Source organism: Ferrimonas lipolytica (assembly GCF_012295575.1).
Classification (GTDB): Bacteria; Pseudomonadota; Gammaproteobacteria; order Enterobacterales; family Shewanellaceae; genus Ferrimonas; species Ferrimonas lipolytica.
In genome coordinates this window covers 2955724-2968445 of the sequence record NZ_CP051180.1, presented here as the reverse complement: position 1 = coordinate 2968445, position 12722 = coordinate 2955724, and the positions used below count along the sequence as shown (strand labels likewise).

Annotated in this window: 11 protein-coding genes; 4 read left to right on the top strand and 7 right to left on the bottom strand. The window is 50.0% G+C overall.

The window, feature by feature from the left end:
* Positions 1-7: 7 nt before the first annotated feature.
* The 5 genes from HER31_RS13575 to ispB all read right to left on the bottom strand — a co-directional run bounded on the left by HER31_RS13575 (position 8) and on the right by ispB (position 7006).
* Positions 8-1225 carry an aspartate aminotransferase family protein gene (locus HER31_RS13575; protein WP_168661209.1) on the bottom strand — a complete coding sequence of 406 codons (1218 nt, stop codon included), beginning with the start codon at positions 1223-1225 and terminating at the stop codon, positions 8-10.
* A 301-nt stretch (positions 1226-1526) separates the two neighbouring features.
* Complete coding sequence (locus HER31_RS13570; RefSeq protein ID WP_168661207.1) at positions 1527-2618, bottom strand: hypothetical protein; 1092 nt, start codon at positions 2616-2618, stop codon at positions 1527-1529.
* 102 nt (positions 2619-2720) lie between these two features.
* Complete coding sequence (locus tag HER31_RS13565) at positions 2721-5159, bottom strand: S9 family peptidase (RefSeq protein ID WP_420811001.1); 2439 nt, start codon at positions 5157-5159, stop codon at positions 2721-2723.
* 93 nt (positions 5160-5252) lie between these two features.
* Positions 5253-5834, bottom strand: a complete 582-nt coding sequence (locus HER31_RS13560) for an anthranilate synthase component II (RefSeq protein ID WP_168661204.1) — start codon at positions 5832-5834, stop codon at positions 5253-5255.
* A 200-nt stretch (positions 5835-6034) separates the two neighbouring features.
* Positions 6035-7006 carry an octaprenyl diphosphate synthase gene (gene ispB, locus HER31_RS13555; protein WP_168661202.1) on the bottom strand — a complete coding sequence of 324 codons (972 nt, stop codon included), beginning with the start codon at positions 7004-7006 and terminating at the stop codon, positions 6035-6037.
* Positions 7007-7276: 270 nt separating this feature from the next.
* On the opposite strand from ispB, the gene rplU reads away from it, so the two are divergent.
* The 4 genes from rplU to folA all read left to right on the top strand — a co-directional run bounded on the left by rplU (position 7277) and on the right by folA (position 9717).
* On the top strand, positions 7277-7588 hold the full coding sequence (gene rplU / locus HER31_RS13550; protein WP_168661200.1) for a 50S ribosomal protein L21: 312 nt from the start codon (positions 7277-7279) through the stop codon (positions 7586-7588).
* 17 nt (positions 7589-7605) lie between these two features.
* A complete protein-coding gene (gene rpmA / locus HER31_RS13545; protein ID WP_168661198.1) occupies positions 7606-7863 on the top strand; it encodes a 50S ribosomal protein L27 in 258 nt (85 codons plus the stop codon).
* Positions 7864-7955: 92 nt separating this feature from the next.
* Positions 7956-9119, top strand: a complete 1164-nt coding sequence (gene cgtA, locus HER31_RS13540; RefSeq protein ID WP_168661196.1) for an Obg family GTPase CgtA — start codon at positions 7956-7958, stop codon at positions 9117-9119.
* Positions 9120-9222: 103 nt separating this feature from the next.
* Positions 9223-9717: a type 3 dihydrofolate reductase gene (gene folA / locus HER31_RS13535; RefSeq protein ID WP_168661194.1), complete on the top strand. Its 495-nt coding sequence runs from the start codon at positions 9223-9225 to the stop codon at positions 9715-9717.
* Positions 9718-9766: 49 nt separating this feature from the next.
* On the opposite strand, the gene HER31_RS13530 is transcribed toward folA, so the two are convergent.
* On the bottom strand, positions 9767-11788 hold the full coding sequence (locus HER31_RS13530) for a methyl-accepting chemotaxis protein (protein ID WP_168661192.1): 2022 nt from the start codon (positions 11786-11788) through the stop codon (positions 9767-9769).
* 84 nt (positions 11789-11872) lie between these two features.
* Positions 11873-12721 (bottom strand): symmetrical bis(5'-nucleosyl)-tetraphosphatase, encoded by an 849-nt coding sequence (locus HER31_RS13525; protein WP_168661190.1) that lies wholly within the window; start codon positions 12719-12721, stop codon positions 11873-11875.
* Between the last annotated feature and the right edge of the window lies 1 nt (position 12722).

Here is a 12722-nt window from a genome sequence, read left to right as displayed (position 1 = left end):
TCCTCGATTAGCCAGCGACTACTTGTGCAACCGCCTTTTCGAAACGAGCTAACCCTTCATCGATCTCTTGGTCGCTGATGACTAAGCTTGGGGTGAATCGAACCACATTGGCACCGGCAACCAAACACATTGTGCCGTGCTCTGCTGCTGCTACTAAGAAGTCACGAGCACGACCTTGGTAATCCGCGTTTAAGGCTGCGCCGAGCAGTAAGCCCATGCCGCGGACTTCGCTAAATACATGGTATTTGGCGTTAATGGCAGCTAAGCCGTCACGGAAACGCTGAGACTTGGCTTCAACCGCAGGCAATACGTCGGGCGTGGTGATAACGTCGAGTACTGATTGTGCCACAGCACAGGCTAATGGATTGCCGCCATAAGTTGAACCGTGGGTACCAACCTTCAGGTGTTTAGCAATCTCGGCTGTGGTAAGCATTGCGGCAATAGGGAAACCGCCACCTAAGCCTTTAGCTGAGGTCAGGATGTCTGGCACGATGCCGTATTTTTGATAGGCGTACAGGTGACCAGTGCGACCTGCACCGGTTTGTACTTCATCAAAGATAAGCAGGGCGTTGTGTTGATTGCATAGGTCGCGGACAGCCTGCAGGAATTCGTCTGAGGCTGGGATAATCCCCCCTTCACCTTGCATCGGCTCGATCATAACTGCACAGGTGCGCTCGCTGAAAGCTTCCTTTAATGAGGCAACGTCGTTAAACGGCAGGTGATCAATAGCGCCCGGTTTAGGGCCGAAGCCATCGGAGTAGGCTGCTTGACCACCAACGGTAACGGTGAAGAAGGTGCGGCCGTGAAAGCCCTGTTTGAAGGCGATGATCTGATCCTTCGTTTCGTCGAAGCGCTCCAAGGCGACGCGACGGGCCAGCTTCAATGCTGCTTCGTTGGCTTCTGCACCAGAGTTTGCAAAATACACGCGCTCAGCGAAAGTATGGTCAACTAGGGTTTGCGCGAGCTTCAGAGCCGGCTCATTGGTAAATACGTTCGATAGGTGCCACAATTTTTGCCCCTGCTGCGTTAACGCATTAACCATCGCAGGATGACAATGACCTAAGCAACTCACGGCAATACCACCGGCGAAGTCGATGAAGTCTCGGCCCGTTTGGTCCCAAACGCGGCTGCCTTCGCCTCGTACCGGCACTATGGCCGCGGGGTTGTAGTTCGGTACCATTACCTCATCAAACAAGGCACGATTTAGGGTGGTTTGTTCACTCATGGCGGGGTTCCTCTTATGGCCACTGCGTCATCTCGGTGTGACGCTTCTCTCATTTCCTATAACGCTGAACCATATAAAAACAAGGCAACAGAGTCAAAAAAGCGCTTATTGTAGCAATAAGCGGCTTTTTGCTTAGTTATGCAGCTTTAAGTTTATAAAATTGTTGGTGATTTGTACCTAGGTTTAAAATTTACTAGGCCACACAACCGCTGTTGGCAGTGATCTGATGTAGGGTAACGGTTGTTGCTATAACGTTACTGGTCGCGCCAAAAACGCTCATTCATGTGATTGTTATGCTGTTCTATGCGTACTTTTTTGTTGCGTCAGCCAAGCTAGGGTAACTATATCGCCACAATACCAGTTGCTCTGGCTCGACCAATTTTCGCTTTTTAAGGGTACTGCTGATGGTAATTAGGTGGGCGTGAGCCACCACTTCAGTTGCGGCTGATAGCTTATGATAATGCTGTTGCGCCATCTCAACCATAAAGCGTTTATTGGCGTTCGATAGGTGCGCAGATAGTGTCTGGAAACCCCATAAATGCGGCTTCTGCCAGGCGCTAACTAAACTGCGGCTTGGTAGCTTTACGTCGAAGATAGCTTGATGGGCCAGTTTTTCACCAGCTTGGCGGGCATGGGTTAACCATTTATGCCGGAGCTGCTCGAACAGGTTCTCGCCAATGTGAAGCAATAACATGATCTCCACCGATTGCAGTACAGCTAGCCCTTCTGCGAGTCCGCTATTGCAGCCGAAGCTTGGCGCTAATTTGCCTGCCATCTTCTTTTGTTGCTGTAGCATTCGCCACAACTTACGCAGTCGAAGTGAGGTTGGGCCGTTGCGACGCCATAACTGAAACTGCAACCATGGCAGCACTTGCTGCAGCTCTTCAACCCCAAGAAAATTGAAAGCCAAGCGGACGTTGGTTACCGGCGCACCATCGCGTTGGAGTTGTTGTTTATTGACATAGCGGACCAAGGCGTTACTTAGACTCGGCAGGGCTGTGAGTTGGGTTAGTACTCGGTTGCGATTGACGTTAGGCGATAGTAACTCGTCCAGCAAACCCAACTCTGCTTCGGTGATGGGGCTGCCCTGACTGATCAACTCCGGTGAGGCCATCACTCGCTGGAGCTCTTTATCGTAATGGCTGACAAAGCGTTGTTGGAATTGCTGTATCTGCTGCTGTTGAGCCTCTAAGTCGGCTTGGCGCTGCTGCTGGGCAACGCGTTCCACCTCAAGCTTACCTTGCCAATAATCCGCCTCTACTTTGTCCGCATCCTGTTGCTGGCGATTTTTCGGGGCGTCGTCGATCAGATACTGCCAAAAGCGTTGTTGCAGGGCGCCTCTATCCGTTAATGGGTTGGCGGTTGAAGGCAAACTACCTGCGGTTGGTTTCAAGTTGGGCTCCGATATATGGGTTTACATCAATTACGTTAAATAGATGCTCTTAGCTAAGTTAGCAACTACTGAATGTATTTGGTATTTATGATCTTGAACAATCTATTTTACCTCAGCCTCGAACAAACGGAAGATCCTTCTATACTCATCGAGCCAACTGCTGGGCTGACGGAAGCCGTGGGGCTCGACTGGATAGATAGCGGTTTCAAACATGGGCTTTTCAAGCTCAATTAGTCGTTGCACCAAACGGACGCTGTCTTGAAACAATACATTGTCATCTAACACTCCAGTCATAATCAGCAGTGGTTTGTTGAGCCCATCGGCGTGATAGATAGGTGAGCTGCGTTGGTAGGCGATATGGTCATCTATCGGAGTATTGAGAATGTTGCTGGTGTAGTTATGGTTATAATGAGCCCAATCGGTCACCGGACGCAGTGCCGCGCCGGCTTGGAATAACTCCGGCTGGGTAAATAGCGCCATAAAAGTCATAAAGCCACCGTAACTGCCGCCATAGGTACCGACTCGAGCTCGGTCAACGGCTGCATTGGCCACCATCCAGTCAATGCCATCAGCAAGATCGTCAATCTCGGGATGGCCCATATGGCGATAGATGGCCGTTCGCCAATCGCGGCCGTAACCTTTAGAACCGCGGTAATCCATATCCATCACCACGTAACCCTGTTGGCTCAGCAGGTTATGGAACATGTATTCGCGGAAGTAACCAGACCAGCCAAAGTGCGCATTTTGTAGATAACCAGCCCCGTGGTTAAAGATCACCGCTGGGTATTGTTTGGTAGCGTCATAATTTTGTGGCAGGTAAACCCGAGCGTAGACAGGCTCCTGTTGATGGCTTGATGGAACCGCAACAATGGTGGGGGCCTGCCAAGGATAAGCGCTAAATTCGGTTGAGATGGTATTGGTTAATCGTTGTGGTGCTGCTCCAAGCACTTGGGTATACAACTCTGGTGGTCGAGTCGAACTCGATGCAAATAACAGAAGGGTTTGCTCGTCTGGACTGAGCTGATAGTCCAAATTACCCTTTAAGTCAGTTAACTGCTCAACTTCGCCAGTCTTAGTGGCAACGCGAAATACTTCATACTGACCCGGATGATTTGGGTTGGATTGATAGTAAATGTATTGCTGATCTGCGCTGACGGTAAGGTTGCTAACGACCTGTTTGCCCGCAACCAATGCGTGCTCGGATTGGCCAAGCGCTTGCAAGTACAGATTGGAATACCCAGATTGCTCCGAAAGATAGTAAAGCTGCTGCCCTAACCAGCCAAACTCGTTGTGGGTGTAGTTGACCCAAGCGTCGTCATGCAGGCGGTGCTCGGTATTAAAGGTACCCTCGCTCAGATTCACCGTCGCAATCCAACGGTCTTTATTGTCCGCTGCCTCTAGCATCACGGCAACAACATCGGCATCTTGCTGCCATACCATCGCGCTTTGTTGCCACCCCCAGTCTTGTATTAAGCGAATGGTACGCAGCTTAGCTTCAGAATGATAAGTCCGGCCTTGTGCCAAGTAGTTTTGCTGTTTCTCGCTAATCAAGACATCTTCGTCGAAACCACTTAGCCCTTCGTAACTGACATCCTGTTGTTGTCCGGTGTTGGTATCCAAGACGACGAAGCGATGCGCTGCGATCTGCGCTTCAGCGACTCGGGTCCGGACCGGCAGTGCATCCACATATCCAGACTGGGTAACGTAGTTGGGCATGATGTCATGCTCTGCGCGTCTGCTGGCGTCTTTGTCAGTCAACGCCAGTAATAGGTAACGGCCCGTTGGAGACAATGAGAGTTCCACTAATCGCTCTGTTTCACCGAGGTAAAACTGGGCATCGCTGATGGCTGGATCTTGTTGTTGACGTAGCTGCTTCAATTCAAACTGTTGCCGCGCTTGATGCTGTTTTTTAGCTAAATAGCTGCTGAGTAACTGCTGCTGTTTAGCTAGGTAGTTCGTTGCCTGTGGCACTTGGGGTGCGGCGCTAAAAATGAGTTGGGCTAATAATTTAGGTTGTGGTCGATTGGGCTCTATTAGCCACACCTGTTGATTATGCCAATAGGCTAGCCGACCATCCTTTAACCAGCGAAAATCGTCAATTGGCTCATTACCAAAGGTCAGCTGTTGCACTTCACCTTTATCTTGGAAAAACAGGTTGCCTTGATATAACCACGCTGTTGCGCCTTGGTGAGACTTGCCTGGCTGTGCGACTGAGCCCCATTGCGACAGCGGCAGCTGTTGTGGGTTGATAGCGTCCAACCGATGCACATATCGGTCTCGTAATATCGAGCCGTGCTGTTTGCGCTGATAGAGTACCGCTTGGCTGTCTGGAGCCCAGTAGTAACGCTCCGGTGAGCGTGCTATCCAGTCTGGTTCGGCCATTATCTGCTCCAGCGTCAAAGGCTTTGCCGGCAGTGGCGGCGCAGTTAACGCTGGGGGGAGTGCCGAGGTATTTGGCTGCCCATTATTCGCTATTGGTTGTTGAGTATTAACGCATCCACATAGGGTGATTGCGACCGCGAGTAAGCCGATTTTCATCATGGTTCTTCCGTGATTGCCATTGTTATTAATGGGTTATATCACGTTAAATACGCGGCAAAAAACAGTTACATCGGTGGGAATTGTGTCTAGGTGTTAGCGTTGTTGATTGAGAAAATTATTGAGCAACTCTAACCCTTGTTCAGTCAGGATAGACTCCGGATGAAACTGTACCCCTTCAATCGGTAAGGTTTTATGACGTAACCCCATGATTTGTTGTTGTCCGGCAGGGCTAGTATGGCTGGCGGTGATCTCAAGACAAGCAGGGAGGGTCGCCGCGTCAACAATGAGCGAATGATAACGGGTGACTCGCAATGGTTGAGCTAAGTGCTGAAATACGCCAACGTTGTTATGGCTGATGTCACTTGTTTTGCCGTGCATCGGGGCATCGGCGCGAATGACGCTTGCTCCAAAGTGCTGGGCGATGGCTTGGTGGCCCAGACACACCCCTAAAATGGGAACGACGCCTGCAAAGTGGGCTATCACCTCCAGACTTAGCCCAGCTTGGTTAGGATCTTTCGGCCCTGGGGATATAACTATGTAATCTGGCTGTAATGCGTTGATCTCAACAATGCTGGTTTGGTCGTTACGTCGAACTACAACCTGTTGACCTAATTGCTGAAAATACTGCACAAGGTTAAAGGTAAAAGAGTCGTAGTTATCGAGCATTAACAGCATGGTGAGCAATTCTTCGTTGTACTGGGCGGGGCGATGATAGCAATTGTCGCGGTAATAGAAACAAAAAACGCCCTAACGGGCGTTGATTGTGGTGACTATTGATTGACGGTCAATTGTCACCTAGCAGGGATGATGAACATAACATCAGACTGCGCCTAATTTGATAAGTTCACATCCGTTTAAAATTTTCTGTAAATTTCTTAATTTCGGCGTTGTACCGCAATGTGGGCCAACCCGACTAAGGCTTGTTTAAAGTCGCTCTCAGGCAGGATAGATAGCGCGGCAATCGCCTTATCTGCTTCCTCTTCAGCACGCTGCATGGTGTATTCGAGTGAGCCAGTTTGATTGAGAGTCGCAACAACGGCCTCGACCTCATCACAGCCGCCTTGCTCGATAGCGGTACGAATACGGCTACTGCCGGTCTCATCAGCATGAGCGATCGCATGGATCAGCGGTAAGGTTGGTTTGCCTTCAGCCAGATCATCGCCAAGGTTCTTACCTAGCTCTTCTGCGTCTGCGGTGTAATCCAATACGTCATCAACTAACTGGAATGCGGTGCCAAGGTAGCGACCATAATCGGACATAGCTTGATTAACGTTGTCTTCACAGCCAGCCAGAACCGCCGCCAAGTGGGTTGCTGCCTCAAATAAGCGAGCGGTTTTGCAGTAAATAACCTGCATGTAGCTATCTTCAGTGGTGTCGGCATCATTACAGTTCATGAGCTGCATCACTTCACCCTCTGCCAATACGTTGGCAGCGCTGGCGAGATCAGCCATTACATAGTGCTCTTTGAGATCAACCACCATCTGAAATGAACGAGAATAAAGGAAGTCACCGACCAACACGCTCGCGCTATTGCCAAACATGGCGTTGGCAGTTTGACGACCACGGCGCATGGTTGATTCATCCACCACATCGTCGTGCAGCAATGTCGCGGTGTGGATAAATTCGATGATAGCCGCAAGCTTGACGTGAGCATCACCGTCTTGATAGCCAGCAGCTCGAGCCGCCAAAACAGCCAATAATGGGCGCAGGCGCTTGCCGCCGCCATTAATGATGTAAAATGACAACTGATTGATCAAAGCAACATCGCTATGAAGCTGCTCAGAAATAGTACTATCTACTGCTTGCATATCTGCTGCAGCAATGGCGCGGATGGCGTTCAGGTCCATGCTGGGATTCCGAGATCGTGCTTAACGATGAGTTAAGCCTATTATGGTTAGTGTTTTTCGGATTGTCATTCTACCCAAAAAGTCGCAATGAACCAGAGTGTTCCTTGCACAAGGTTGAGAAAATATCGGTAACCTCGGTTTTTTTTTAAAGTCGGACTTGCCTGTTTCCTGCTCATGCCGTAGAATCCGCGCCCATTGTCAAACAGTTTTAGCCACACCCTGACCCCCAAACTAATAGGCGGTTTCAGCGTGTGAAGTAGCGGAGTTATTATGTACGCGGTTTTCCAAAGTGGCGGTAAGCAGCATCGTGTTGCTGAAGGCCAGACCCTGCGTCTAGAGAAATTAGACGTAGAGACCGGTTCTAGCATCGATTTCGACCAGGTTTTACTGGTTGCTAACGGTGAAGAAGTAAAAGTAGGTGCACCTCTTGTTGAAGGTGGCAAAGTGGTAGCGGAAGTGATTTCTCACGGTCGTGCGGACAAGGTGAAAATCGTTAAGTTCCGTCGTCGTAAGCACAGCCGTAAGCAAATGGGCCACCGTCAGTGGTTCACTGAAGTTAAAATCACTAGCATCAACGCTTAATACGAGGGTACTGAGAAATGGCACACAAAAAAGCTGGCGGTTCGACTCGTAACGGTCGCGACTCAGAAAGTAAACGTCTTGGTGTTAAGCGCTTTGGCGGTGAAAACGTTTTAGCGGGCAACATCATCGTTCGTCAACGTGGTACTAAATTCCACGCTGGTGACAACGTAGGTTGTGGTAAAGACCACACCTTGTTTGCTACCGCAAACGGTAAAGTTCAGTTTGAAGTGAAAGGCAAGAACAATCGCAAATTTGTGAGCATTGTTGCCGAGTAATTCGACCTGTTCGAATAAGAAAAGCCCCGCCTCGGCGGGGTTTTTTGCGTATTACGCATATACTTTAGGCGAAACCTTGGTGGGACCTGATCATGAAGTTTGTAGATGAAGTCACAATCCGCGCAGAAGCTGCGGATGGCGGAAGCGGTGTTGTTAGCTTCCGCCGTGAAAAATACATTCCCCGCGGCGGCCCGGATGGCGGCGATGGCGGTGATGGCGGCGACGTATACCTGGTTGCCGACGAAAACCTAAACACGTTAGTGGACTACCGCTTTGAACGTTGTCACCGCGCTGAGCGTGGCAAGAACGGTCGTGGCGCTAACTGTACCGGTCGACGTGGCGAAGATAAGCTGTTGCCTGTACCGGTAGGTACTCGTGCTATCGATGCCGACACCGATGAGCTGATCGGTGATCTGACCAAGCATGGTCAGAAGCTGATGGTCGCTAAAGGCGGGTTCCACGGTTTGGGTAACGCCCGTTTTAAAAGTTCGGTTAACCGTACCCCTCGTCAAAAGACCTTAGGCTCGAAAGGCGAACATCGCGAAGTGAAGCTGGAGTTGTTGCTATTGGCAGATGTAGGCCTATTGGGCTTACCAAATGCCGGTAAATCAACCTTCATCCGTTCGGTGTCTGCTGCTAAGCCTAAGGTGGCGGATTACCCGTTCACCACTTTGGTACCAAACTTAGGCGTTGTGCGCACCGGAGCTTCCTCCAGCTTCGTGATTGCTGATATCCCAGGTTTGATTGAAGGCGCATCCGACGGTGCAGGCCTAGGTATTCGCTTCTTGAAGCACCTAGAACGCTGTCGTTTGTTGCTGCACATCATCGATATGGCACCATTTGACGGTTCTGATCCTGGTGATGGCGCTGTTGCTATCTTAAACGAGCTAGCGGAGTACTCCCCTAAGCTGTATGAGAAGCCTCGTCTGCTCGTGCTTAACAAACTGGACCTTGTGCCAGAAGATGAGCGCGAAGAGCGTATCAACGCCATTAAGGACGCTTTGGAGTGGGATGAAGAGGTAGCGACCATCGCTGCAATCTCTAAAACCAATACCGACGACTTAGTGCAACAGGTACAACGCATCATCGATGAGATGCCTGAGCAGTTCTCTGAAGAGGAATCTGAAGAGGAAGTGAGCTTCAAGTGGGAGCATCACCATGCTGAGCAAATGAAGCACGTAGTGGTTGAAGATGACGATTGGGATGATGATTTTGACGACGACGATTATGACGTTGAAGTTATCTACCAAAAGTAACAGCTACTGACTTCTGCTGTGAATTTTGCGAAAGTAGGGCGCCCTTAGGGGCGCCCTTTTTTATACCATCAAGACAGTTACTTAACTGCAACAAGGAGAGTCTGTGCAGATCGCGATGATTGCCTGTATGGCCCGTAACCATGTTATCGGTAAAGAAAATAAGATGCCGTGGCATCTCCCTGCGGACTTGGCGCATTTTAAAAGTGTGACCATGAGCAAGCCTATCGTCATGGGGCGTAAGACCTATGAATCGATTGGTCGACCGTTACCCGGGCGACAGAATATCGTTATTTCTCGGCAGGAAGCGCTTACGATCCCAGGGGTGGAAGTGGTCAACAGCATCGATGCGGCTATGGCACTGGTTGCTGCAACGACCGATGAGTTGATGGTGATTGGTGGGGGCCAGCTCTATGGAGAGTTGCTACCTCGTGCAGATACGCTGTACCTCACAATGGTGGACGCTGAGCTTGATGGCGACACCCATTTCCCTCAATGGGACTCGACACAATGGCGAGAGGTTAGCCGTGAGCGTCGTAGCCGCGATGCCAACAATGGTTACGATTTAGATTTTATCTGCCTCAAGCGATGTGTCGAATAGCAAACAGCCCAGCTATCGAGCTGGGCCGTTTGGGATTGACTGCGTCGTATTAAATAACGAATTGACGTACGCGCGTACGCAGTTGTTCTGACAGCTGCGCAACTTGATGACTGGCGCTGGCAGTTTGCTCGGCGCCAGTACTATTTTCCTCAGCGATCCCGCTAACTTGGTTGATGCTCTCAGAGATACTCATTGACACCTCGTTTTGCTGTTGGGCTGCTTGAGCAATATGATTGCCGGCGCTGTAGACGCGGTTTACCGCATCAGCGATTGAGTCCAGTACCTGATTCACTTCATTGGTTTTATCGACACTGCTCTGCGCTTTCGCTTGGCCATGGCTCATAGCGCTTACGGCTTGCTGAGCACCGAGTTGAAGCGCTTCAATCATATTTTGGATTTCGGTGGTTGAGGTTTGAGTGCGCGATGCCAATGACCTTACCTCATCGGCGACCACAGCAAACCCTCGGCCTTGCTCACCGGCGCGGGCTGCTTCGATAGCGGCATTGAGCGCCAACAGATTAGTTTGATCAGCAATGCCGCGGATTACATCCAAGATACTGCCAATGGTGGCACTGTCTTCATGCAGTTTATTGATCACCATGCTGGCTTGTTCAACCTCTTGAGCAAGCTCAAGCAACGACGCTGAGTTTTCATTCGATAGGGATTTCATCCGCTGAGTTTCATCGTCGGCTTGCTTCATTTCACCGAGGGTGTCATTGGCACTGGTGGCGACTTCGCTGGCAGAGGCGGATAGTTCAATGGTCGCCGCGGCGACTTGCTCTAACTGATTACGCTGCGCTTGGATGCCCGAGGTAGTCTGTGTAGTAATGGCCGAAGTTTGCTCGGCGGCGGTGGCCAGTTGGTTAGCGTTGTCACTAATAGAGCTAATCAAGGTGCGGAGGCTACCAACTAAGGTATTGATGTTAGCAATCAGTAGGCCAAACTCATCCTTAGAGCGGTAATCCAGTTCTGCGGTAAGATCCCCTTGGGCGAGGATAGTCAGGGTGTGGTTGACTTGATTCAGTGGTCGGGTGATCGAGCGAATAGTGAACAAGCCAATGGTGGTTGCTAACAGTATCGACAGTGCCATCACCACTAGAGTTCGTTGCTGGCTCGTCAGAATCGAATCGATGGTGTCATCGCCAGCGCTTTCAGTTGCGTTAAATAGTTGGTCGTTTAACCGCTGCACATTCATTGATAACGCTTCAGCTTGAACGTTATTGGCTGTTAGTGATTGCTTGGCACTTTGGTTGTGTTCAACGTAGCGTCGCGCCTGCTGCCAGACGCCATTATTACGGCTCAGGTTACTGATGATAGCCGTTACGGCTTCAACCAGCTCGTCGATGTCGTTGGCGATGGGAAGAGTATTGTTTAGCCCAATCAATTTATCGCGACTTTGCCCTAAAACCTGTACCGAACCCTGTAGCTCTATAGTGAGCGAGTCGATTTGCGGCAATGTATTGATGGTTGATAGCGCCACCAATGAGCGGGCAAGAACGGTAATATTGTTTTGCAGTTTACCTGCCTCTATGGCCATCTCTTGTTCAAATAGGTTATTGGAATCTTGCAGATCGATAATGTCTTCAAGGAAGTATTCGGTGTCGTCGATGGAGATACGCAGTTGCTCTAATGTTTGTTGCACCTGTACCTGGGTTTCTAAGGCGTTGTTGTGTGCGTTGATTAACGCAGTACCCGATTGATTGAAGGTGTCGAGCTGTTTTTTCAGCTCTATCAATACTTCGAGGGAATCAGGAGCAGTGCTCAGTAGCGGCTCAATCTGTGCCAGCACCTCGAACAGTTGCGCTTGGTGACTATCCAGACTTTGTTGGGCATTGTCGTTGCTGCTTTGGTTGTTGCTGAAATAAGCGTTGAGTAGGTCGACTTGCTGTTTTGACAGTAATCGCTCAATGCTGGTGGCATGATCTTTTGCTGGTAGGGAGAAGTGCAGTAGTCCCTCAGTATTGCGAGTAACCTTTTGCATATCGAGCCACGATAAACTGCCTAACAACAACAACAGTAAGGTTACTGAGGCAAAACCACCAATGATTCTCTTTGCTACCGTTAAAGTCATAACAAGCTACCCTAATTATTATTATTATTCTGAGTTATCGGCAGGAATGTCATTCGACTTTAATTGTCGCGCAAATTTCCCACACTAGTCGTAATCTTTACTCTTTTTGCGTGAGGGTATTGTGTGCTTTATCCCAGTTTCAGCCTGCCAAATACACAACTCTCCGCCCCAGCAGCAGCCTAAGTCGATAGCGATGGCGTTGCTGTCGGTTGTATTTCCCTGTAGTGACGCCCAATGGCCGAACACTAGTCGATGGTGCTTAAGAGCATAGTGATCAGGGTAAGCAAACCACGGTATGTAAGGGGAATCCTCAGTCGGTGGGGTTTTATCCTCAAATTCAAGTGCGCCGTCGGTGGTTAGGTAACGCATTCGAGTGAGCGTATTGACGGTGAAAGTGGCTCGCTCATACAGCGGTGCCGCGGGGTTGTCTTGGTTAGGTTTAACCCCATACATCTGCTGACAGAACTTAAGGTAATCATCCTGCTGTAATATGGCTTCGACTTCGGCGGCACGTTGTTGAGCGGTCTTGAGGTCCCACTGTGGTGGTAAACCTGCATGGGTCAGTACTACGTTATGTTCTGGCAACGTCCGTAGTAGTGGCTGAAACCGCAACCAGTCGATAATTTGCGGTAGGTCCGGTGCTGCTAATAGCTCCTGTTGCAGATCTTTTCTACTGCCTCGCTTTAGCCCAGCGGCAACGCAAAAAAGATGTAGATCGTGATTGCCTAAAACCACCTTGGCATGGTCACCGAGAGACATGAAAAAGCGCAGGGTCGCCAAAGAGTCTGGTCCGCGAGAGATAAGGTCACCGCAGGCCCAAAGCACATCAGATTTAGGGTTGAACTGGAGTTGCGCTAACAGCTGAGTTAGTTCGACAAAACAGCCTTGAACATCACCAACAATAAAGTTTCTGTTGGCTGCAGTGGTGGCCATG

Coding starts and splice junctions, on each gene's coding strand:
- cgtA (WP_168661196.1), top strand. CDS start 7,956: ATGAAGTTTGTAGATGAAGTCACAATCCGCGCAGAAGCTGCGGATGGC.
- HER31_RS13525 (WP_168661190.1), bottom strand. CDS start 12,721: ATGGCCACCACTGCAGCCAACAGAAACTTTATTGTTGGTGATGTTCAA.
- rplU (WP_168661200.1), top strand. CDS start 7,277: ATGTACGCGGTTTTCCAAAGTGGCGGTAAGCAGCATCGTGTTGCTGAA.
- HER31_RS13530 (WP_168661192.1), bottom strand. CDS start 11,788: ATGACTTTAACGGTAGCAAAGAGAATCATTGGTGGTTTTGCCTCAGTA.
- ispB (WP_168661202.1), bottom strand. CDS start 7,006: ATGGACCTGAACGCCATCCGCGCCATTGCTGCAGCAGATATGCAAGCA.
- HER31_RS13565 (WP_420811001.1), bottom strand. CDS start 5,159: ATGATGAAAATCGGCTTACTCGCGGTCGCAATCACCCTATGTGGATGC.
- rpmA (WP_168661198.1), top strand. CDS start 7,606: ATGGCACACAAAAAAGCTGGCGGTTCGACTCGTAACGGTCGCGACTCA.
- HER31_RS13560 (WP_168661204.1), bottom strand. CDS start 5,834: ATGCTGTTAATGCTCGATAACTACGACTCTTTTACCTTTAACCTTGTG.
- HER31_RS13575 (WP_168661209.1), bottom strand. CDS start 1,225: ATGAGTGAACAAACCACCCTAAATCGTGCCTTGTTTGATGAGGTAATG.